Origin of the sequence: Bacteroides sp. f07 (genome assembly GCF_042854785.1) — a bacterium.
Lineage (GTDB): Bacteria > Bacteroidota > Bacteroidia > Bacteroidales > Bacteroidaceae > Bacteroides.
This window is the reverse complement of the sequence record NZ_BAABXI010000002.1, coordinates 962076-985321: the sequence shown is the minus strand read 5'-3', so window position 1 is coordinate 985321 and position 23246 is coordinate 962076. Positions and strand designations below refer to the sequence as shown.

The window sequence follows — 23246 nt, the reverse complement described above, 5'->3', positions numbered from 1 at the left end:
ACTATTTAAATTCACCATCCAGGCGGCTGCCGGTTCATTTTACGGCGATTATTCCGGCAGGCTATTTACTGGTACTCAGCCCGCTACGCTTGCTACGATTATAGCTACGATAAGAATCAAGCTCTATTTCCACATCCGGTTCCTGCAATTCGCCTTCTTGCGGGAGCAGAAACTTGATATACTTGATATTTAAACCACGATCGAGCCATTGTTGTTCATAATAAGTCTTGATGCCAAGAATATCGTCCACCAAACCGGAGTGGTATAAATCTTCCGTCATAAACTCCACCGGAAGCTGATTGGCTTCTATCATGTATTTTGTATAAGTAAACATGAAGTTGCTGTCCGTCTTCAAGTGGATAATTCCGTTCGGTTGCAAGAATTTACGGTATCTTTCCATAAAATAGGTAGAAGTCAGCCGCTTCGTCGCTTTCTTCATCTGCGGGTCGGAGAAAGTAAGCCATATCTCACTAACCTCGCCCTCGGCAAAGAAACGTTCGATGATTTCGATATTTGTACGCAGGAAAGCCACATTCTTCATTCCTGCCTGCAATGACTCCGTTGCCCCCGTCCACATACGGGCACCTTTTATATCAACTGCTATAAAGTTCTTTTCGGGAAACATCTTACCCAGACCGACGGTATATTCACCACGTCCACAGCCCAATTCGAGCACTATCGGATGGTCGTTCTTGAAAAACTCCTCATGCCATTTTCCCTTCATGTCAAAAGGCACATTATCTACCGCCGAATAAGGATACTCGAACACGTGCGGATAACTTGCCATATCGGCAAACTTTTCTAATTTATTCTTTCCCATATCAATACTGATTAGGTCGCAAAGGTACTGATTTTGACGTAACCGACAAAAAGAAATGGAGTACAGATTTCTCCATACCCCATTCTTCCATATAGCTGAATTTATTTGTCGATTAAATCTCAACTTTCACTTCACCTCCCTGCTGTGCTTTCAAATCTTCATAGAAGGCAGCATGAGAAACTTGCACATAAGGTTGTAAGAATAAGAACCCGATACCGAAAGTGAAGATACAAAGGATAGCCCAACCGATGAAGCTCAAGTCGAGCAAGAACAACTTCATCTTGTTGTTTTCCATCATAGCCATACTCTTTTCGATAGCTGCGTTATTTTTCATCTCCGGCTCTTCTTTCAGAATATAGTCCGTCATTGCATAAGAATAATACTTGATGATGCCCGGAACAACCAACAGCAATGACCACAAAGCTGTGTAAATGCCCTGGAGCAACTTAGTTACAAAAATACGGCTATAATCCTGGAAGCCTTCAAACAGCACTCCAAAATCAATATCCTTACCTTTGTACACACCAAACATCACAATCGCAATACCGTACGCAACCGGCAGTCCGACAAACAGTGAGCACAATCCGCCGATAAAGGGAATAGCGGAAAGTCCACCGGCAATAATTGAATAAATAAGCGCAGCAACTGCTGCCATAGGCCACTTACCTTGAAGTGCCTGACGTGCTTCAGCACGTAGTTCTGAATTCTCTTTTAACATGATAAATTTAATAATTAGATAAATGTGTGTTTATTATTGGACTCCGGTTACTCCACGATGGTTACCCAACCATGTGTATCCGGTTCGTCGCCGTACTGAATCCCGCGCAACTTGTTGTACAGTTTCGTACAGATGGGGCCCGGTTTGCCATCTTTAGAGATAACGTATGATTTTCCGTTTTCCAAATCATCAATGCGTTGAATCGGACTGATTACCGCGGCAGTTCCGCAAGCACCGGCTTCTTCAAACGTTTCCAGTTCTTCTTCCGGTATCGGACGGCGTTCTACCTTGATACCCATATCTTCCGCCAACTGCATCAAACTCTTGTTAGTGATGGAAGGCAGGATAGAAGATGATTTCGGAGTGATATACGTATTGTCTTTAATACCGAAGAAGTTGGCTGCGCCACATTCGTCGATATATTTCTTTTCTTTGGCATCGAGATAGAACTCACAGGAATATCCCAGGTCGTGTGCTTTCTTGTTGGCACGCAGGCTAGCTGCATAGTTACCGCCTACTTTATAAATACCAGTTCCATGAGGAGCAGCACGGTCGAACTCACGAATGATAACATACGGATTGGTAGAGAAACCACCCTTGAAGTACGGGCCTACCGGAGTCACGAATACCACAAACATATATTCATCTGACGGATGCACGCCTACCTGTGCGCTTGTTCCGATGAGCAAAGGGCGGATGTAAAGAGAAGCACCTGTCTCATAAGGCGGAATGAAACGTTCGTTCAGTTTCACAACTTTCAGGATAGCTTCCTTGAAACGTTCAGTCGGAAGTTCCGCCATCAGGATTCCCTGACAGGTAGATTGCAGGCGAGCCGCATTTTCTTCCAAACGAAAGATACGCACCTTACCGTCTTTCCCACGGAAAGCCTTCAATCCTTCGAATGCTTCCTGTCCGTAGTGCAGACACGTAGCTGCCATATGCAGATTCAGATGTTCGTCACTACTAACTTCCAATTCTCCCCATGCTCCGTTGCGGAAATTGATTCGTACATTGTAGTCTGTCTTCATATATCCGAATGACAGATTCGCCCAGTCTATTTCTTTCATTTTATACTGTATTAGTTTATTCTTTCTTAAACTTTAATTTGCAAAAATAACTTTTATTCTTCAGATTGCCGCTTTTCTCGCAATATTTTTTCGACTTCGCGGTCTGCTTTCGTCAGTTTTTCGGTACAGAAGGCAATTATTTCATTGGCTTCCTTGATTTTCTCACTCAAAACGTCAATATCCAGTTCATTATTGTCTATCTGACGGACAATCTTTTCGAGACGTTCCATCGCCTGAAGATATGTTTCCTTTTTTGCTGCCACGATGATTGATTATTATTAATGGTTAATGATGAATGTTTCTTTTACTTCTATCCGGATGTTTGCTATTCCACCACAGAACGGGCTTCTCCTTTCGAGAAACGGGTGACTAATTTGTCTCCCTGCTTCAGCGAGGATGCGTCCGTTACCGCTTTCCCGTCCTTTAGGGTGATACTGTATCCGCGGCTTAGCAATTTATCGGGAGAGGCATCCGCTATGCGCTGTTGCAGAAGTTCCAGTCGATGGTGTTGGCGGGCTAATAGCGCCTTCGTCACTTGCGACAAATCCTTTCCGGCTGACAGCAAAGCAAAACGGGCATCCGTGAGTATCCGATGCACAAGGTTTGGGATACGGGTCTGCAGTGTTTCCAGTCTCCGCCACTCCTGCTCAAGCATCGCATAGGCTCCTTGTTGGATACGGGCGGACAATTCTTCCAAGCGGTCGGCTATTTCCGTGACTCGGTGAATCAGGAGTTCGGCTGCCGCCGTAGGAGTTTTTACCCGGGTATGCGCCACAGAGTCAAGGACTGTATCGTCGCGTTCGTGACCGATTCCGATAATGACAGGTAACGGAAATTGTGCACACGCAGCCGCCAGCAGATAAGTATCAAAACCGGATAAATCGGAAGTTGCCCCGCCACCACGGATGATAACGACCACATCGAATTCATTCATGCGGGCATTGATACGATCTAAAGCCGCCAATACGGATTCTTCAACTTGATTCCCCTGCATCAAAGCGGGAAAAAGCTCCGTATAGAAAAAGAACCCGCCCGGATTATGCTGCAACTGATGGCAGAAATCACCATATCCGGCAGCGGTAGCAGAGGAAATAACGGCAATACGTTGCGGCAGAACCGGCATTTCCAATTCTTTATTCAGTGTCAGTACACCTTCCTCTTCCAACTGCAACAGTATTTCCCGTCGGCGGCGGGCCATGTCTCCCAGTGTATAGGTAGGGTCAATATCAAGCACTGTCAGACTGTAGCCGTAAAGTTCGTGAAACTGAACCGTCACTTTTACCAGCACTTTGATGCCGGCAGTAAACATCTGTCCGGTAGTTTCCTCGAAATAGGGTTTCAGCAAACGGTAGATATTGTTCCAAATCATACCACGCGCCTTAGCGACAAGGTTATTGCTGCGAGGATCTTTCTGTACAAATTCCAGATAACAATGTCCGGTCGTATTGGAACGGACATCGCTCAACTCTGCCTGTATCCAGTATTCATCTGGCAGACATTGCTCCAGACTGCGGCGGACAAGCGCATTCAGTTCTAAAAGAGAAAGGGAGGAATCCATAATGATTAATGATTAGCGATTAGTACAATAGTAACCAGTTGTTAATCACCAATCACTTCTCCGTTAACCGTAAAATACGCCTTCCACAAGTCAGGAATACCGTATCCATATATATTATCCGGAAAATCTGCCCTGTCACCCGACCGGCGAACCAGTTCTATCACTTCTTTTGCCGTCAGTTTCGGACAAGCCTGCCACAAACAGGCCACCATTCCGCACATAATCGGAGAGGAGAAGGAAGTTCCGTTAGCATGGCGAAGATTGCCGTCTGTCCCCATCACGTCCGAACCCAATCCTACGGCAACAACATCCGGCTTCACCCGTCCGTCCGACGTATTTCCTACGGAAGAGAACGGAGCCAGCTCTCCCCTTTTATTAATAGCGCCTACGGTTATCACGTTCTCCGCATCTCCCGGCGGGGTAATCTTCTTCCACGAGCCCGCACCGGAATTTCCGGCACTGCAGACAACTACGATTCCTTTATCTGCAGCCCGTGCAGCTTCACGGGACATTAACGCGTAATGTCCGTTCAAATCACGATAGCGATAATTCTTTGCCGGATCATCAAACGAATAATATCCGAGGGATGTATTTACCAAATCCACTCCTACACTATCGGCAAATTCGATTGCCGCCGCCCAATAATCCTGTTCCACCAGATTTTCCGAATATTCATCCTCACTACGCAGCAACCAATAGGAAGCTTCGGGAGCCGTACCAATCATCACATTCGGCTGATTCATTGCCATGCAGGAGAGAACAGACATACCGTGGCTGCTTTCCGCATAAATATCTGCTTCGGGATTTACAAAGTCACGCACACCAAGAATATTGATATTCTTCATTGCCTCTATCTTGTCTACATTATGGAATCCGGCATCAATTACGGCAATCGTCATTCCCTGTCCTTTGAAACCTGCATTATGAAGAAGGTTCGCACGGCTCATCCTTATTTGAGCAATCGCAGGTCCGTAAAGGCTATCGGAACGCAAAGGCTTGTTTATCAGCGAATCTCTCTCAAAACTCTTTTGAGTAATGCCTTTCCAAACCCTTTCCGTAGAACGCACAAAAGGTAGTTTTGCAATTTCATCAATCAACGTGCTGTCATTACAGGAGACGGTAACGAAGTTATCCCATTTTCCGGTAACAAGTACGTGAACACCTTTCTTCCGTATCGCATCTACGTATTTCCTGCATACTGGCAAGTCGGTGGAATCTATTGCCAATCCCTGTCTTTTTCTCCGTTCAATGGATTTCCCGGACAAGTATTTTTCCGGTTTCTGCAGAGAGTATTCCGTAGCTGCCTTATCTTTCAGGCTAATACGATATTTTAAGGTATCGCCCGGTGTGAATTGCGCAAAAACTCCCAGGCATATATTCAAAGCAAAAACCAATAACACAAATTTCCTCATAAGTTATCTTTATTTTAATCAATCAAAATCCTTCGTTCTCTAAAATCACCAACCCGATTCCCCGCTGCGAAGCAATAAAAGCTCCACCTAATACACGTCTTCCGTCATAGAACACAGCCGATTGTCCGGGAGCAATAGCCGAAGCCGTTTCAAGAAAACGCACCAACAGGCGTCCATCTTCCAATCGCTTCACCCGGCAAGGCAACGGACGGCTTCGATAACGAATCCTCACCGTCAAGTTCTCACACTGGAACAATTCTTGTTCATCCACAATCTTATCCTGTTCTATCAGCATATAGTCAGTTTGCAGCTGTTCAGCATCACCAAGCATCACTGTATTTTTCTGCGGATTGATTTTCAATACATAAGCCGGTTTACCCAACGCAATCTCCAATCCTTTCCGCTGACCGATCGTATAATAGGGCGCACCCTTATGTTGTCCCAGTTTCACACCTTCGGAATTGACAAACCATCCCGGACCTATTTCGGTGTCCAGTTCCGGACATTGCTCACGAAGAAAGTCGCGATAATCTCCTTTTATAAAACAGACTTCCATACTTTCTCCTTCTTTTGACTTGGCTTCGTAGCCTTTCTCTGCAAGGTATTCCCGAACCTTCACTTTCGTGTAATCCCCTAAAGGAAAGATACAGCGTCTCAGTATATCCTGTCCCAATCTCCAAAGGAAATAAGACTGGTCTTTCTTATCGTCATCTCCGGCTACTATATAAATATGTCCGTTCCGTTCTTCCAGCCGTGAATAATGTCCGGTAGCAATCCAGGCACACCCCAACTTATCCGCCCATTCCGTCAGAACACGAAACTTGAACAAAGGGTTGCACATTACACACGGATTCGGCGTACGTCCCTGTTTATATTCGTCTATGAAATTTTTTACGATAGTCTCTTTAAAAGGAATACGTTCATCCGCCACATAATGTTCGATTCCCATCCGTGCAGCCAGTTCCCTTGCATCTTGCGGCTCATCACCCCATACACGCATGGTTACTCCTACTATTTCGTATCCTTGTTCCTGTAACATCAGACAAGTGGCGGTACTGTCAATTCCGCCACTCATTCCGACCAATACTCTTTTATTTCGTTCTTTCATCCGAATTTTATAAATTACGTGGATACAAATGTACGAGATTCTTCGGAGAAAATAAATTTATTGCAAACGAAACAGTATAGATATGGAATAATAACGGCTTGTACACCCCATTTCTTTATACAGTACATATAAATGCTTGGAGTTTCTTTTGTTGACTCCTTATGTCCTTTACAGGCTCACAGAAGTGAGCCGTTTCATTTACATATGTAAACCTTTTTATCAACAGGTGACAGCTTATCCGTTCACAACTGTGAGCTCTTGACAAGCTTTAAGGAAAAACAGACAAACAATTAAACTAACACTTATGAGATGTGGGTATTTATCAGCCAACACACTATGAGGGTAACTTTTACCCTCATAGTCACCCTCAGGTTTGCCCTCATAGCTACAATACCGATGAATAAAGCGATTGAGGGAAATTATGAGGGTATGAGGGTAAAATCGACAAACTTTTTATTGTAGAGAGATTATTTCTCCACAATGATGCTTAATTGAAGTGATTTTATAAAAAAGCAGTTGCTTTTCTCAATAAATTTCCCTATATTTGAAATATAACAAAAGCGAGAACAATTATGGCTAACCCTAGATTACCGGGCATTTCCGAAAACGAGCAAGCCTTATTGTATGCCAAACTGAATGAATACAACCGAGGCAGAGCCTCTTTCAAAGAGGCGGGTGTTTACTTGGTGGTGACACCTCGACCGGGGAAACCCAACTATTCCCTTTGGCTCTATTCTCCCCTGCCCGAAAAACAATCGATTCTTTACATACATGACCTGTCGCCGGATATTAATGAGTCTCTCCGGGTGGCAAGTACCCTGTTTTATTACTCAAAGCGTTGCCTCATCCTTATGGATTATAACGAGAAGAGGATGCAGAGTAATGGTGATGACCTTATCTTCTTCGGGAAGTATCGAGGACATTTCCTGCATGAAATACTGAAAATAGATCCGACTTATTTAAGCTGGATAGCCTATAAGTTTATTCCGAAGATTCCAAAACAGGAACGCTTTGTCATTATAGCGCAGGTTTACCACTCCATACATTTGGACATCATGCAGAGAAAATCCAGAGAGAAACGTTCGTCAAGCCGGTATTTGGGAGAATTAGGGGAGAAACTTACAGACTTAAAATTGAAAGTGACCCGTGTGCGGCTGGAAGACGACCCGTATAAAACAAGGGTGAACGGCACTACCCCGCAGTTTTTTGTCAAGCAGGTGCTCACGCTGACGGATGCCAGCGGGAACTTGGTCGTTATGAGTATTCCGTCAAAAAATCCCAGTGCGGTATCAGGTACTTTATCCGGGATAGAGCATGAATACCGACTGGGAGAAATTATCTACGTCACATCGGCGAAAGTGTCACGCCGATACGAAAGCTATGGTTCTAAATATACGCGCCTTAGCCATGTGAAGTTCGCAAGCCTCAACGTTTAGTCCAATCGTCCTTGACAAAGCTTGCCGGATAAGAGACTTTATCCACAATGCCGTCTTTCTGACGAATCCAGGAAGTGAATGTGCGTGCACCTTCATCCAATACGATGATACGGGCACCGTTCGGCAAATGATTGTACACAGTGTTTCCACCGGTATAGCGCCCGTAAGCCAGAAGGATATTTTTCCACATGACCGCATAGTCATTATCATGGTCGTGTCCGACAAATACACCCATCACGTCTCCCGCCTCTTTCATGGCAGCAAACATTCCTGTATTTATTCTAGGTGCACAAGCTTCTTCCATACGTGTTCCGCGAAAAGCTGCATTTTCATCGCGAATGGCTTCGTGATATTCGGGCAGAGGAATATGGAAAAAGGCAAGGGCAGGCAACGGTTGTCCGCCATTCCGAGTTTTATAGGCAGCACTTTGCTGACGATACCAGTTTATTTGGTCGAACGTAAGCCAATTATACCCCTTCACATCTTTCAAAGGTGAATAAGAGTGAGAGTCCATACAATAAAGCAGGGCTGCATCCTTTTTAGAGTCGGAAGAAGATTTTACGGTCAATACATAATCCGGTGACAAAGCAGTTCCCCGGTCAGGCATTAAATTACCAGGAACGGTGCGGATGATATCATATAGCTGTGACCGTGTCAATCCTTGTTCATCATCATGGTTACCAAAAGTCACAACAAAAGGAAGCTTGCGCTTGGATACCTGTTCCAAGACCTTCAACATACCGGAATCAGCAGGTGCCGCGTAAACAACATCTCCGGTAAAGACTACCAAATCCGGCCGTTCGGTGTCAAGTACTTGATTAATACGTTCCAATGCTACGTCAGAAGCCGGATTACCATACTTAAAGTGCACATCGGTAAATTGCACAATCTTGAATTTACCTTCTTTACTAAATTGCAGTTCACTCTTTTGAGCCATACAAAAAGTTGCAGCCAACAGTAAGATAAGTGTTAAGTGAAATTTCAAAAGTCGAATCATAATCATTTATTTTAGGGGGTTAATTATTCTTCTCAATCAGTACGGTGGCATAGGCTGAAATTCCTTCTTCGCGACCTGTAAATCCTAGTTTCTCGGTAGTGGTCGCTTTAATGGAAATATCATCCACATCAATTCCCATGACTGTTGCCATTGTCTCCTGCATCAAAGGGATATGCGCTTTGAGCTTCGGACGCTCGGCACAGATGGTGGCGTCAATATTGCCGACCTTATATCCTTTAGTAGCAAGCAATTCTACTGTCTTTTTCAACAGAATCTTGCTGTCTATGTTTTTAAATTCTCCCGCTGTATCCGGAAAGTGATAGCCAATGTCACGCATATTTGCCGCTCCCAGCAAAGCGTCGCAAACGGCATGTAGCAATACGTCCGCGTCCGAATGTCCCAACAATCCTTTCGTATGTTCCAAAAGGATACCGCCGAGCCACAGTTCGCGCCCTTCGACCAACTGATGTACGTCGAAGCCAAAACCTACTCTTATCTTCATAATTTGTCTAATAAATGAGTACTAGTGATTTGTGGTAATAGTTAATGATGAATGTTCGAAGGTCAATCAACGGATATGGAAATCCAGTAGTTTTTCTCCTTCCAGATAGCCTTGCAAGTGTTGTCCTATACTGACAGGACCTACACCGACAGGAGTACCCGTAAACAGCAAATCTCCGATTTTCAATGTTACAAACTGACTGACATAGGCTATAATATCATCTATTTTGAAAAGCATATCTGCCGTACAGCCTTGTTGTACTTCCTTGCCGTCAATCAGCAGGTTGAAATTCAGATTCTGAATATCCTTATAGCGGTCGACGGAAACAAAATCTCCGATAGCTGCAGATGAATCGAAACCTTTACACAACTCCCAAGGATTTCCCTGTTCGCGAAAATTTCGTTGAAGGTCACGGGCTGTAAAGTCAATACCCACTGTCACTGCGTCATAATACCGGTTCGCAAAACGGGGAGCGATATTCTTCCCCAATCGGTTGATTCGGACTACCAGTTCCGTTTCATAATGTATCTCGTTAGAAAAGTCGGGAATGAAAAACGGTTTGCCATCTTTAAGAATAGCAGAGTCCGGTTTCATAAAAATGACCGGTTCCGTATTGACTTGTGTATGTCCCAGTTCCTTGTTATGCTGGGCGTAATTCATTCCTACTGCGATAATCTTCATTATTTCTCGTTAAAATTCAATCGGTTAAACATTACAGCCAGGTGGGCATATAGAGAAGTATTCTGTACGACAATATTCTCAGGCACGCGAATACGGAAAGGAGTAAAGTTCCATACTGCCTTTATGCCACCGTCTACCATCTTATTTGTAATCTCTTGAGCAATATTAATAGGCACTGTCAGCACACCGATATTCACGTCATATTCTTTCATCTTTGCCTCAAAATCATCGGAATGGAAGATAGGAATTCCGTCCAAGTTCTTCCCTACCAATTCCGGATTGACATCAAACGCCGCTACAATCTCCAATCCAAAATGCTGCAAACCAGAATCACGAAGTAAGGCTCCACCCAAGCTACCCACACCAAACAAGAAGGCTTTGTGCATATTGGTAAATCCAAGAAAGCTCTCCAGCACCTCAATCAGTGCGTCGATGTTGTAACCGACTCTCGTACGCCCCGAAATATTAACGTACGACAAATCCTTGGCGATTTGGGAAGCGTCAATATTTATTTCCTTAGAGATTTGTGTAGAAGAGACATATTGCTCTCCTTTTTCTTTCATTAGTTTTATATTAGACAGATACCAGGGAAGTCTGCGCAAGGTAGGCTCCGGCACTTTATCCGCCTCTTTTCGTATATAAGTGCTCATACTTCTTACAAAATTTGGTATTTTGCAAAAGTACATTATTTTTTGAGACTGACAACCGTATAATGGAAAACCTTAATAGAGATTAAACAAAACAATGAAAAGTGGTACAAATTTTGCTCTTTTCCATAAGTTTGATACTTTTGAGAAGAAATGAGAAGAAATAAAAATGACGAATATGAAAAAGAATGATTGGAAAGACAGACTGAACGTAGTGTATTCAACGAATCCTGACTTCGGTTATGAGATGAATGACGACGAAGAGCAGACCACCCTTGATAAAGGCAAACAAAACCTGCGGGTTTCCATCGATAAAAAGAACCGTGGCGGAAAAGTGGTAACATTAATTACCGGATTCGTCGGTACTGACAATGACCTGAAAGAACTCGGAAAGCTGCTGAAAAGCAAATGCGGAGTGGGCGGTTCGGCAAAGGATGGCGAAATCATCGTGCAGGGAGATTTCAAGACTAAGGTTATGGAGCTGCTTGTCAAAGAAGGATATACAAAAACAAAAGGCATAGGCGGTTAACTAATTCAAATGATATAAGATATGAGGAAAGGATTTTTATTTTGTGTAGCAGTATTATGCTCACTATTGTCGTTTGCACAGAATGACAAAGGGGATATTGTCAAAACCGGAGACAATATGCCTGCTTTCACGCTTAGTTCGGCAGTAAACGGAACAGTGGATTCCGCAGACCTGAAAGGAAAAGTTGTACTAATCAATATCTTCGCCACTTGGTGCGGTCCTTGCCAGAGCGAACTGGCGGAAGTTCAGAAAATCCTTTGGCCAAAGTATAAAGACAATAAGAATTTTCGTATGATAGTGATTGGACGTGAACACACAGACGAAGAATTAACGGCATACAACAAACGTAAAGGGTTTACATTCCCTCTCTACCCGGATCCGAAACGGGAAGTCACGAATAAATTTGCCACTCAGTACATTCCCAGAAGTTACTTGATCGACAAAGAAGGGAAAGTGATATCCGCCACTGTCGGTTACCGGAAAGAGGAAATGGATAAGCTGATGAAGGAAATAGATAAAGCGCTGAAATAACAAAAAAAGAGGGCTCATCGCCCTCTTTTATATTTTCTTATTTCCAGACTGATTTGATTATTCAGCTTTCAAAGTGAAACGCTTGAAGTCAACAATCTTCAGTTCAGGATCAGCAGCAGCCAATACTTCTCTTACAGTCTTCTTACCGTCCATGATATCTTCCTGGTTCAGCAAGCAAACTTCTTTCAGGAACTTGCCCAGACGACCTTTAGCGATGTTCTGAATCATTTGTTCAGGCAGGTGTGCAGCCTTCTCAGCAGAAACAGTAGCAATGATTTCTTTTGCTTTCGCTACATCCTCAGCAGTAATCCAGCCTTTAGCCATGTTGCTTTCCATGTGTTCTTCGCTGTCCACATGAGCCGGGTTGATGTTAGCTTTCTTCAAAGCAGCTTCTACAGCTTTCTGTACCTGTTCTGCTTTTGTCTTCTCGATAGCAACTTCGATTTCTTTCTGTTTTACTTCTTCAGAAACACCATCTTCATCAATAGCAATCGGGTTCATGGCAGCAATCTGCATAGCTACTTGCTTAGCCAACTGCTCGTTAACTTCCTTGTTGAAAGCAACAATAGTACAAAGACCGTTTCTGTTCATGTGGTTGTAAACAGCAGTGCATGCACCTTCTACAGTCATGTAACCGTCAAGTTCCATCTTCTCACCTGTGATACCGCTACGGTCAGTCACTGCATCCTGTACAGTACCGTTACCCATCGGCAATGCTTTTACTTCATCCAAAGTAGCGCATTTGTTAGCCACAGCAAGGTCAAGAATATCCTGAGTCAGTTTCACGAAATCAGCATTCTGAGCAACAAAGTCAGTTTCACACTTCAAAGCAACGATAACGGCACGGTCACCGGTAGTTTTAGCCAAAACGCAACCTTCAGAAGCTTCACGTTCCGAACGCTTAGCAGCAACAGCTTGTCCTTTCTTACGGATAATCTCCATTGCCTTGTCGAAATCGCCTTCAGCTTCAGTCAACGCATTTTTGCAATCCATCATACCAGCTCCGGTCATTTTGCGCAGCTTGGTAATATCAGCCATACTTACAGCCATAATAATTTCCTTTATTTAAATGAATAATAATTTTCAAAACAAAAAATGTGCCAATCTGCCAATCAAGATGCAAGCATATAAGCATACTCTTGCACATCAGCAAATTGGCACATTTTATATATTAAGCCTCTTCGTCTTCCTTGATGAAAGCAGCAGCTTTAGCTGCGTTGATAGCTTCTTCGTCAGACTTGTCGAGTCTAGCTTTCACTGATTTCTTCTTGCCTTTGTTAGCAGGTGCTTCACCGGCAGCTTCCATATCGATCTTTTCAGCTTTTCTTTCTTCCAAGCCTTCGATCATAGCAGCGCAACAAGCATCCAGGATAACTTCTACTGATTTAGTAGCGTCATCGTTAGCAGGAATTACGAAATCTACGTTTGAAGGATCAGAGTTGGTATCAACGATACCGAATACTGGAATACCCAAACGGTTAGCTTCGCGAACTGCGATATTTTCTTTCATTACGTCGATAACGAACAATGCAGACGGCAGACGAGTCAGGTCAGCGATAGAGCCCAAAGTCTTGTCCAATTTTGCACGTTGACGAGAAATCTGAAGAATTTCTCTCTTAGAAAGGTTAGCATAAGTACCATCGTTAGTCAATTTGTCGATAGTAGCCATTTTCTTCACAGCCTTACGGATAGTCGGGAAGTTGGTCAACATACCGCCCGGCCAGCGCTCGATTACATAAGGCATATTAACAGATTGAGCTTTTTCAGCTACAACTTGTTTAGCTTGTTTTTTAGTAGCAACAAAAAGAACTTTCTTGCCTGATTTGGCAATCTGTTTCAAAGCTTCAGCAGCTTCGTCTACTTTTGCAACTGTTTTGTGGAGGTCAATGATGTGAATACCATTGCGTTCCATGAAAATATAAGGAGCCATTGCAGGGTTCCACTTTCTTTTAAGGTGTCCGAAGTGGCATCCGGCTTCCAATAATGTATCAAAATTTGTTCTTGACATCTTGTTTTTCTTTAAATCGTTTACTTTCTTTTTTGTTTTTTCTAAACCAACCGCCGGGTAGTCCATAAGCAGAGTCCCGGTAGTTTAGATACTAAACATATTCCTCGGTCAGGCAGTCCATTAACGCTTGCTGAACTGGAATCTTCTACGAGCTTTCGGCTGTCCCGGTTTCTTACGTTCAACAGAACGCGGGTCACGAGTCATGAAGCCTTCTGCACGAAGAGCAGCTTTATCCTCAGCGTTGATTTTAACCAGTGCACGGGCGATTGCCAAACGCAAAGCCTGAGACTGACCTGTGAAACCACCACCACACAAGTTTACCTTGATGTCATACTTCTCAGCAGCACCAATCTTGTTCAATGGTTGTTTTACAACATACTGAAGAATAGTTGATGGAAAGTACTCTGCAAGGTCTCTCTTGTTAATAGTAATCTTTCCTGTACCTTCGCTTACGAAAATGCGTGCAATTGCACGTTTACGTCTGCCTAATGCATTTACTACTTCCATTATATCTTATTTATATGAATTAATATCAATCATTTTCGGGTTCTGAGCTGCTTGTTTGTGTTCGCTACCAGCGTAAACATACAGGTTGTTCAGCAATTTAGCTCCCAGAATGTTCTTGGGAAGCATACCCTTCACAACTTTTTTCAGTAATCTCTCTTCACCGTTCGGTTTTGCAATCAAACGGGCAGGAGTCATTTCTCTCTGACCACCAGGGTAGCCTGTATATGACAAATAAACTCTGTCATTCCATTTGTTACCAGTCAGTTTTACTTTGTCTGCATTGATGACGATAACGTTATCACCGCAGTCTACGTGAGGAGTAAAGTTCGGTTTGTACTTTCCTCTCAACAATTTTGCAACTTTTGCTCCCAGACGACCTAATGTCTGGTCTGTAGCGTCAACAATAACCCATTCTTTGGTTACAGTTGCTTTGTTGGCAGAAATGGTCTTGTAACTTAAAGTATCCACTCTAATTTTGTTTTTTAAATGTTACTACTAAAAATTTCCTTCACCACTCATTAGTCTTCCCCGGACAAAGGACTACTAACTTGCTATGAATTAATCTCTTATCATTTTGTGATAATAATCGGCTTGCAAAAGTACGGCTTTTCTTTGAATTGGCAAACTATTTCTTGCTTTTTTTGGTTTTATCCGGTTGAGAGACAAGAGGGAAAAAGCAGGAGATAACAAGGATATTATATGTAATAAGGTATAAAATGATTCAATATTAATTTTAGATATCAACCGAAAAGGATTCCGCACTGAAACGAGATTTTCATGGTACACATAAATATTTTTGTACATTCTATCTTCTAACTTTATATATTCTTCCTCGTCTTTTCCTTGCCTATTTAAGAATTTTATCAACAAACAAATATGATATTTACTATCCTTACGAAAGAACAACCCACCTGGATACAGACAGAAACTAAACGAGAAAAACGTATCGCTTTCACCTCTTTATTTATTTTTATCTACATAAGAGCGAATTAATAAAGAGAAAGAGCAAACGGAGTCTTTCAATGTACGAAAGCCTTCTAGGGGCTATACAGGACAAAATCTAAAGGAATATGGATGAAATCTAAAGTGCTTTATCTGTTTTTAAATACAGGAAAGACGATAACCAATGCTTGTTTTGCAGAATAGCAGTAATTTAGCAGCAGATTATTTAAGCAAAAAAACAACTATAAAAATAGTCATGAAAAACATTCAAAAACTTCTCTTTCTTGCGGTTTGCCTTTGCACCGCATTTACGGTCAACGCACAAAACCTGACCGTCACCGGAAAGGTCATAGACTCTGAGGGTCTTGAGGTGATTGGTGCCAACATCACCTTAAAAGGTACTACCGGTGTCGGCGCAATCAGTGATTTAAGCGGAAACTATAAGATTAAGGTAAACAATGCCGCTAAGGACATTCTCGTATTCTCTTATATAGGAATGAGGACACAGGAAATCCACGTGAAAGGAAAGACGACAATCAATGTCACTTTACAAAGCGATGCCAAAGCACTGGATGAAGTAGTTGTCGTGGGTTACGGAACCAGCAAGCGTAGCGACCTGACCGGCTCGGTAGTTTCCGTGAAAAGCGAAGACCTGATGAAAATGCCTACTTCCGATGTCACCCAGGCATTGGCGGGACGGGTAGCAGGCGTACAAATCACGCAAAGTGAGGGTGCACCGGGTTCCACCATTTCCATACGCGTACGCGGTGGTATTTCTATCACGCAAAGCAACGAACCTCTTTATATTATCGACGGCTTCCCCAGTGAAGACGGGATGTCCACCATCGACCCCGCCGAGATTGAAACGATTGATATCCTGAAAGATGCTTCGGCAACAGCCATTTACGGTGCTCGCGGAGCGAACGGTGTAGTGGTAATCACCACCAAGAGAGGAAATAAGGACGGAAGCAAGATGAGTATCAGTTTTGACAGTTACGTAGGTGTGAAGACTCTGGCACGCAAACTGCCGGTGCTGTCCACCAAAGAGTTTGTCTTATTGGATTATGAGCGCAGATTGCAGTTCGACGGTGAAGCAGGAGTCAAAAACTTCCAGTCTATCTACGGTTCTTTCCTGGACATCAACGAAAACTACGGCAACTATGCCGGAATCGACTGGCAGGAAGAAACTTTGGGAAGAACAACAACTTCGCAGAACTACCGTGTACGCATCTCCGGTGGTAACAAAGAATTGCAATACTCTCTGAATTATACGTATTTCAAAGACCTCGGCGCTATGCTATACAGCGGAAACGACAAGCATAATATCTCATTCAGCCTTTCTCACAAACCTACCAAACGTATCTCTGTCAATGCCCGTGTCAATTACGACCAGACATATATATATGGTATGGGGACTTCCGACCAGTCCACCCGTTTCAACAAAATGGAGCATATTCTGCAATACCGCCCCACTAAAGGTATCTATGGAGACGACGAGAGCCTGCTGAAGAGCGAAGAAGACAACATCACCGACGAGGAAGGCAACCCGATGCAAAATCCGCTCACCTCTGCCGCCGAAGAAATCAATAAAAGACAATTACGCACTTTCCAGGCCAATGGCGGACTGACTTTCAACATTGCCAAAGGACTGAGCTTCCGCAACAACACCGGTATGCGCTACCAAACGACACGCAATGATGTCTTTTATGGAGAAAAGTCCAGCAACGGAAAACGCTCCAGTGCTAACGGATATATCCAATATGCAGAAAACAGCAGTTTCCAGACTTCCAATGTGCTCAACTACGAATACAAGAAGAAAAAGCATAAATTAATCGCGATGCTCGGCCAGGAATGGGTGTCACGATGGACACGCAATATGCGTGCCAGCGCGACTAATTTCCCCAACAACGATATTAATCTGGACGATATGAACCTTGGCATTCCGGGTTCCATCACCTCTAATTCCAATTACGATGACAAACTATTATCCTTCTTCACCCGCTTCAACTACAACTTCGGAGAAAAGTATCTGGTGACCGCCACTTTACGTGCTGACGGCTCTTCCAAATTCAGTGAAGACAAGAAATGGGGACTTTTCCCTTCCGTTTCCGCCGCCTGGCGCATGGGCGAAGAGAAGTTTATCAAGAACCTGAACCTGTTTTCCGACCTGAAGTTACGCGTCGGATATGGTATGTCGGGCAACAACCGTATCGGCAGCTATGCTTCATTGAACCTGCTCAACTCGGTGAAATACCCGAACGGTGAAAGCAATATGCCGGGATACGTACCGACCGCCATCCCGAACGAAATGCTCCAATGGGAATCCAACAACACGTTCAACGTCGGACTGGATTTAGGCTTCCTCGAACAACGCCTGACCATATCTCCGGAGTTTTACGTGAATGAAAGTACCCACCTGCTATTGAACTCACGCATACCGAGCTCTTCGGGATACAGCAATATGATTCGTAATATCGGAAAGACGCAGAACATCGGTGTCGACCTGACAATCAGTTCCGTGAATATACAGAAACGTAACTTCACATGGAATACCAACTTCAACTTGTCTCACAACAAGAATACGATTAAAGCATTGTCCGGCGAACAATTCTTCCTCGAAGAAGCCAAATTCGGTTATAACCAAAAGACGCACAAGATAGAGGTAGGCAAGCCAATCGGCCAGTTCTACGGCTACCGCACCCTCGGGCTCTACCAGGTGGAAGACTTTGATTACGACCCGAACACTAAAAAATACACACTGAAAGAAGGTATCCCTTACCGGGGTTCACGCAGTGAAACGCAACCGGGTATGTGGAAATTTGCCGATACCGACGGAAATAAAGTGATTGATGAAAATGACCAGACGGTTATCGGTAACGCCAATCCGAAATTCTTCGGCGGCTTGAACAATTCTTTCACCTACAAGAATTTCGACTTGAGCATATTCTTCACCTTCTCCTACGAGGGCGAAGTATTGAACGCTACCAAACTGACAAATACGCAAGCCGGCAAATCCGGATACAACGTACTGGATGCAGTGAACAGCAGCAAACGCTGGATGACAATCAACCGGAACGGTGATATCATAACAGACCCGCAGGAACTTGCCGCATTGAATGCGGGCAAAAGCGCAGCCGTTGTCAACGACATGGAGCAAGGTGATACCTATATCCATTCATGGGCAGTGGAAGATGCATCTTACCTGCGACTAAGCAACGTGACTATCGGATACAACTTCCCCAAAAAATGGCTACGGAAAGCAGGCATCCAGAAGCTCCGCCTGTATGCGACAGGCAGCAATCTGTTTGTCTGGACTCCTTACACCGGATTCGACCCGGAAGTTTCCACCAAAGGCAACAACCTGACTCCCGGAGTAGACTACGGAGCATACCCGAGAAACCATTCCTACGTATTCGGATTGAACGTAACCTTTTAATTCACCTTAAAATAACGGAAATATGAAAATCTATAAAACATATCTTTATGCATTCGGTATACTGGCAGGAAGTCTGCTCAACGCTTCCTGTGTCGACATGCTGACTGAAGACCCCAACTCTTATTACGAGAAGAAGGACATATTTGCAACGAAGGCAAAGGCCGCAATGGCCGTTACCGGAGTATACGAGCAACTTCCGACGCTCTATGGCTCTATGGATATGGCATTTCCCTGTTCGGACGACACTTATTATGTAGCAGGAGTGACTTCGGACAAAGGGCGCCGGGATATCGCCCACTACAAAGTAACCAGTTCAAACACATGGGTGAATAGTATCTGGCAAGGCAACTACACCGGAATTGAACGTGCCAACTATACTATTGAAGGTATCGAAGGAATGGTTGATTATGAAACGGACAAGGAGTTGCAAGCATTGGTCGGAGAAGCCAGATTCCTGAGAGCCTTGTATGCATTCAATCTGGTGCGCTATTGGGGAGATGTTCCTTTCAAGACAACCTCAACCAATGCAGATAAAAATGTCTTTCAGCCACGTTGCAGCAGAGAAATAATCTACGACCAGATTATTGAGGATTTGAATTTTGCCAAGACTCATTTGCCCTGGGCTACCGCGGCCACTACTCCGGAGAAAGTCACCCAGGGAGCTGCACGCGGACTGCTCATGCGCGTACTGTTACAACGTGCCGGATACAGCCTTCAAATGGATGGAAGCATTACCCGCCCCGATGACGCCAAGCGTAGAAACTATTTTGAAGCTGTCATCGAAGAATGGGAAGCGTTCAAAGCAAACGGTTATCACGATTTCTATCCCGAAGGTTATAGAGAACTATTCAAAGGATTCTCCGCAGGAACACTCAACTCCGTAGAAAGTATCTTTGAAATCGCATTTTATAGTCCGGACGGCAAGACAGGGGCCAAAGGATACTGGGGTACTTACATCGGGCCGCTGGTTGCGCACCCCGGCATTTCCGTAACCGAAGTCAACCAATTTATGGGACGTGCCAATGCAATGTTCCGGGTGGTTCCCGAATGGAAAGGATTCTTCGACGTTCAGGCAGAAGATGCGGACGGCAATGTGATAACGGGTGACGAACGTCGTGATGTGATGGTTTGTACCTATAAATTCAACTGGGACAAAGAGCTCTATAATCACAAGAAAGTGATTAACAAAAACGGGAAAGACTGGTATCCGGGCAAATGGCGCCGTGAATGGATGCCTATCGGCTACAAAGACCCGAACGTTACCGATGTCAACTTCTGCTATCTTCGCTATGCGGATGTCGTACTGATGGCAGCCGAAGCCTACAATGAGACTGATAATACCCCCGAAGCATGGAAACTTCTCAACAGCGTACGCAAACGTGCCGGAGCCAGAGAAATCACTACAGCGAACTATACCGAACTGATGAAGGAGAAAGTGTATAAACTGAACTTTATTTCCGACGGTGATGATGCCGGCAAATTCCGCACGGCACTTTATTGGGAACGTGGTTTCGAGCTTGCTTTCGAAGGACAGCGCAAATACGACCTCATCCGCTGGGGGATTATCAAAGAAGCATTAACCCTGTTCAGCAACCGTTCTTCAGTGAAAAGCGCTTACCCTGCCGGAGACAATTTCCAAAAGGGCAAACATGAATTATTCCCTATTCCGCTGGACGAATTACAATTGAACCCGATGTTTGAAAACAAAAACAATCCTAATTATTAAATAGTACCATGAAGAAATTAATCAGCACCATACTACTTTGCTACCTGGTATCATCCGGCTTGCAGGCACAAGAGAAGCCGGCACGAATCAGACTTACGGACGTGACACTTATGCACGAAATGCGCGCCACCCCTTCCCCGTCGGACAAAGCAACGATATCCGACCGTGCCGTTTCATTCCAATGGCCATTACGGTCAGATATAAATACATCCGAAGCAGTATTGGACGGAATGAAATCCAACAAGAAAAAGGTAGACAAATCGCGTCTGAAATACCGGCTGCGCTACTCACAGGATGCAGCACTAAAAAACAACGTGACACAGGAAGAAACCCGTTGGCCCTTCTTCAACCCGGAGAAAGACTTAGCTCCCGGTGTATGGTACTGGCAATACGGATACGTGAATGAAACAGGAAAGACCCAATGGTCTTCCGTTCTGCAATTCACGGTAAAAGCCAATCCGGACAAGTTCTGCCCGCCTTCATTCAAGACGATGCAGGCAAATCTTTCCAAAAACCATCCACGCATATTGGTGCAGAAAGACCAATGGGCGGATTTTATGAAAAGCAGCCGTTCAAAGGCGGAGTATCAATGGTACTTGGAAAAGGCAAAGAAAGTATTAAAGACCCCGATGCAGTCTGTCAATGATATTAACACCAAACTTGCCGCAGGCTTGAAGAGCGAGATGCAACGCAATGCCATGTTGACCCGTGAAAGCCGCCGCATTATCGACAACGAAGAATCGAATGTAGAGTTATTGATACGCGCCTATCTGTTGACGCAGGATACGCAATATAGCAAAGAAGCTATCAAACGCATCTTGGAAATGGTCAGTTGGGATGAGAACGAAAACGTGAAAGGTGACTTCAATGCTTCCACCATGCTTTCACTCAGTTCATTGGCTTATGATTCGTTCTACAATCTGTTGGACGAGCCACAGAAACAGACGTTACTGAAAGAAATCAAGAAGCGCGGAAGTGAATTTTATGCGAGCTACAACAACCACCTGGAAAACCACATCGCCGACAATCACGTCTGGCAAATGACCCTGCGTATCTTTACGTTTGCGGCATTCAGCGTGTATGGTGACCTGCCCGAAGCTGACATCTGGGCAGACTACTGCTACAATATCTGGCTGGCACGTTTTCCAGGACTGAACAAAGACGGAGCCTGGCACAACGGCGACTCTTACTTCACGGTCAACACCCGCACACTGATAGAAGTGCCTTACTTCTACACCACCGTCACGGGATTCAACTTTTTCAGCGACCCGTGGTATCAGGGTTCCGCCCTATACACTATCTATCAACAACCGCCTTTCTCCAAATCGGGCGGTAACGGTAGCGGTCACCAAGGCACTTTGAAACCTAGTACCATCCGTGTGGGATACGCCGACGCTTTAGCCCGCATGACAGGCAACACATATGCCGCCGACTATGTGCGTCGCATCGCCACCACTCCCGATTTTCACAAGCGTTATGTGACTGCCAAAGCCGGTAGCCTGGCATGGTTCCGCCTGCAATGCGACAAGCCGTTGCCCGAAGGTGAAGGACTCGCCAATCTCCCCATGGGGTATGTTTTCCCGGAAAGCGGACTGGCTTCCTTCATGACCAACTGGGAGCGTGTAGGCGGCAATGCCATGTTCAGTTTCCGAAGCAGCCCTTACGGTAGTACCTCGCACGCCATTGCCAACCAAAACGCGTTCAATACGTTCTTCGGCGGAAGCTCGCTCTTCTACAGCAGCGGACACCACATCTCATTCGTGGACAAGCACAGTATGCTTTGCCACCGTTCCACCCGCGCCCACAACACAATCCTGGTGAACGGCATGGGGCAGCGTATCGGAACGGAAGGTTACGGCTGGATTCCCCGTTACTACGTAGGCGAGAAAATCGGCTACCTGCTGGGTGACGCTTCCAATGCTTACGGAAAAGTGATTTCTCCACTCTGGCTGGAACGCGGGAAAGAAGGCGGAATAGAATATACCCCCGCCAACGGCTGGGACAAGAACCACCTGAAAACTTTCCGCCGCCACACTGTCGCCTTAGGCAAAACCGGATTAGTGTTTATCTATGATGAACTCGAAGCTGACGAACCTGTCACCTGGGATTATCTGCTGCATACAGTCATCAATCCGATGAATGTAACGAAGAAAGACAAGTTTGTACACATACAAGCCACCAACAAAAACGGAGCTTCCGACGCTTATCTGTTCTCAAGCGGCACATTGAAGACCGATACCACCAGCCAGTTCTTTGTTCCGGCTGTCAACTGGTTGCGTGCGGACGCCAAAGGCAAGTTTGCCGCTTATCCCAATCACTGGCATTTCACGGCGACTTCCGAGAAACAGAAGACGTACCGCTTTGCCACCATTATCAATACGCATCCTCTCTCCCGCCCCGTTGCCGACCCGGAGATACTTCTCGACGGACGCATAAAAGTGGGAAGCTGGATTATCAAAGTCAACGTCTCGGCAGAAGGCACTCCTTCCTTCTTCATCCGCTCTACCCGAAAAGGAGAAGATGTGAACATCACTTACAAAGGCGGAGCGACCATCGTACGTGAAGACGGCTACGAAACGACTCTGGTAGACAAACGCCCGGAACTGGAAATCTAACCGATT

Annotated in this window: 21 protein-coding genes; 6 read left to right on the top strand and 15 right to left on the bottom strand. The window is 44.7% G+C overall.

Annotated features, from left to right (window positions below; all coding sequences use genetic code 11):
• Positions 1–61: 61 nt before the first annotated feature.
• From trmB to mnmA, 7 genes are all read right to left on the bottom strand, one after another.
• Positions 62–820, bottom strand: coding sequence for a tRNA (guanosine(46)-N7)-methyltransferase TrmB (trmB, locus tag ACGHVY_RS18790; protein ID WP_390600644.1), 759 nt, complete (start codon positions 818–820; stop codon positions 62–64).
• A 112-nt stretch (positions 821–932) separates the two neighbouring features.
• Positions 933–1538: a DUF975 family protein gene (locus ACGHVY_RS18785; RefSeq protein ID WP_308745555.1), complete on the bottom strand. Its 606-nt coding sequence runs from the start codon at positions 1536–1538 to the stop codon at positions 933–935.
• Positions 1539–1585: 47 nt separating this feature from the next.
• On the bottom strand, positions 1586–2617 hold the full coding sequence (locus tag ACGHVY_RS18780; RefSeq protein ID WP_308745569.1) for a branched-chain amino acid aminotransferase: 1032 nt from the start codon (positions 2615–2617) through the stop codon (positions 1586–1588).
• 41 nt (positions 2618–2658) lie between these two features.
• Positions 2659–2868 carry an exodeoxyribonuclease VII small subunit gene (gene xseB, locus ACGHVY_RS18775; protein WP_308745556.1) on the bottom strand — a complete coding sequence of 70 codons (210 nt, stop codon included), beginning with the start codon at positions 2866–2868 and terminating at the stop codon, positions 2659–2661.
• Between the two features lie 62 nt (positions 2869–2930).
• Complete coding sequence (gene xseA / locus ACGHVY_RS18770; RefSeq protein WP_390600641.1) at positions 2931–4163, bottom strand: exodeoxyribonuclease VII large subunit; 1233 nt, start codon at positions 4161–4163, stop codon at positions 2931–2933.
• A gap of 41 nt (positions 4164–4204) precedes the next feature.
• Complete coding sequence (locus tag ACGHVY_RS18765; protein ID WP_390600638.1) at positions 4205–5575, bottom strand: S8 family serine peptidase; 1371 nt, start codon at positions 5573–5575, stop codon at positions 4205–4207.
• A gap of 22 nt (positions 5576–5597) precedes the next feature.
• Positions 5598–6683 (bottom strand): tRNA 2-thiouridine(34) synthase MnmA, encoded by a 1086-nt coding sequence (gene mnmA / locus ACGHVY_RS18760; protein ID WP_308745559.1) that lies wholly within the window; start codon positions 6681–6683, stop codon positions 5598–5600.
• A gap of 572 nt (positions 6684–7255) precedes the next feature.
• Between mnmA and ACGHVY_RS18755 the strand changes: the two genes are divergently transcribed.
• Positions 7256–8119 (top strand): hypothetical protein, encoded by an 864-nt coding sequence (locus tag ACGHVY_RS18755; protein WP_390600636.1) that lies wholly within the window; start codon positions 7256–7258, stop codon positions 8117–8119.
• On the opposite strand, the gene ACGHVY_RS18750 is transcribed toward ACGHVY_RS18755, so the two are convergent.
• From ACGHVY_RS18750 to ACGHVY_RS18735, 4 genes are all read right to left on the bottom strand, one after another.
• Positions 8109–9116, bottom strand: a complete 1008-nt coding sequence (locus ACGHVY_RS18750; RefSeq protein ID WP_308745561.1) for a metallophosphoesterase — start codon at positions 9114–9116, stop codon at positions 8109–8111. The two genes, ACGHVY_RS18755 and ACGHVY_RS18750, sit on opposite strands and share 11 nt — an antisense overlap.
• Positions 9117–9135: 19 nt before the next feature.
• Positions 9136–9618: a 2-C-methyl-D-erythritol 2,4-cyclodiphosphate synthase gene (gene ispF, locus ACGHVY_RS18745; RefSeq protein ID WP_390600634.1), complete on the bottom strand. Its 483-nt coding sequence runs from the start codon at positions 9616–9618 to the stop codon at positions 9136–9138.
• Positions 9619–9684: 66 nt separating this feature from the next.
• Positions 9685–10299, bottom strand: a complete 615-nt coding sequence (locus ACGHVY_RS18740) for a fumarylacetoacetate hydrolase family protein (RefSeq protein WP_390600632.1) — start codon at positions 10297–10299, stop codon at positions 9685–9687.
• A complete protein-coding gene (locus ACGHVY_RS18735) occupies positions 10299–10949 on the bottom strand; it encodes a redox-sensing transcriptional repressor Rex (protein WP_390600630.1) in 651 nt (216 codons plus the stop codon). The genes ACGHVY_RS18740 and ACGHVY_RS18735 overlap by 1 nt, the downstream gene beginning before the upstream one ends.
• A 175-nt stretch (positions 10950–11124) precedes the next feature.
• Here ACGHVY_RS18735 and ACGHVY_RS18730 point away from each other — a divergent pair, with 175 nt between their 5' ends.
• Positions 11125–11475 (top strand): translation initiation factor, encoded by a 351-nt coding sequence (locus tag ACGHVY_RS18730; RefSeq protein WP_390600627.1) that lies wholly within the window; start codon positions 11125–11127, stop codon positions 11473–11475.
• A gap of 21 nt (positions 11476–11496) precedes the next feature.
• Positions 11497–12006, top strand: coding sequence for a TlpA disulfide reductase family protein (locus ACGHVY_RS18725; RefSeq protein ID WP_308745566.1), 510 nt, complete (start codon positions 11497–11499; stop codon positions 12004–12006).
• A gap of 57 nt (positions 12007–12063) precedes the next feature.
• Here ACGHVY_RS18725 and tsf read toward each other — a convergent pair whose 3' ends face one another.
• The 4 genes from tsf to rplM form a co-directional block, all read right to left on the bottom strand.
• On the bottom strand, positions 12064–13056 hold the full coding sequence (gene tsf / locus ACGHVY_RS18720) for a translation elongation factor Ts (protein ID WP_073347543.1): 993 nt from the start codon (positions 13054–13056) through the stop codon (positions 12064–12066).
• Positions 13057–13177: 121 nt separating this feature from the next.
• The gene (rpsB, locus tag ACGHVY_RS18715) at positions 13178–14014 is read right to left on the bottom strand and encodes a 30S ribosomal protein S2 (RefSeq protein ID WP_390600623.1); all 837 of its coding nucleotides are present in this window, start codon (positions 14012–14014) and stop codon (positions 13178–13180) included.
• 120 nt (positions 14015–14134) lie between these two features.
• Entirely contained in the window at positions 14135–14521 is a 387-nt protein-coding gene (gene rpsI, locus ACGHVY_RS18710; protein ID WP_005679151.1) for a 30S ribosomal protein S9, read from the bottom strand.
• Positions 14522–14527: 6 nt separating this feature from the next.
• Positions 14528–14989 carry a 50S ribosomal protein L13 gene (gene rplM / locus ACGHVY_RS18705; protein WP_390600621.1) on the bottom strand — a complete coding sequence of 154 codons (462 nt, stop codon included), beginning with the start codon at positions 14987–14989 and terminating at the stop codon, positions 14528–14530.
• Between the two features lie 730 nt (positions 14990–15719).
• Here rplM and ACGHVY_RS18700 point away from each other — a divergent pair.
• Genes ACGHVY_RS18700 through ACGHVY_RS18690 form a run of 3 tightly spaced genes read left to right on the top strand, consistent with a single transcriptional unit; the run spans position 15720 to position 23240 of the window.
• Complete coding sequence (locus tag ACGHVY_RS18700; protein ID WP_390600618.1) at positions 15720–18899, top strand: SusC/RagA family TonB-linked outer membrane protein; 3180 nt, start codon at positions 15720–15722, stop codon at positions 18897–18899.
• Positions 18900–18921: 22 nt separating this feature from the next.
• A complete protein-coding gene (locus ACGHVY_RS18695) occupies positions 18922–20625 on the top strand; it encodes a RagB/SusD family nutrient uptake outer membrane protein (RefSeq protein WP_390600615.1) in 1704 nt (567 codons plus the stop codon).
• Between the two features lie 8 nt (positions 20626–20633).
• Positions 20634–23240, top strand: a complete 2607-nt coding sequence (locus tag ACGHVY_RS18690) for a DUF4962 domain-containing protein (protein ID WP_390600612.1) — start codon at positions 20634–20636, stop codon at positions 23238–23240.
• Positions 23241–23246: the final 6 nt, after the last annotated feature.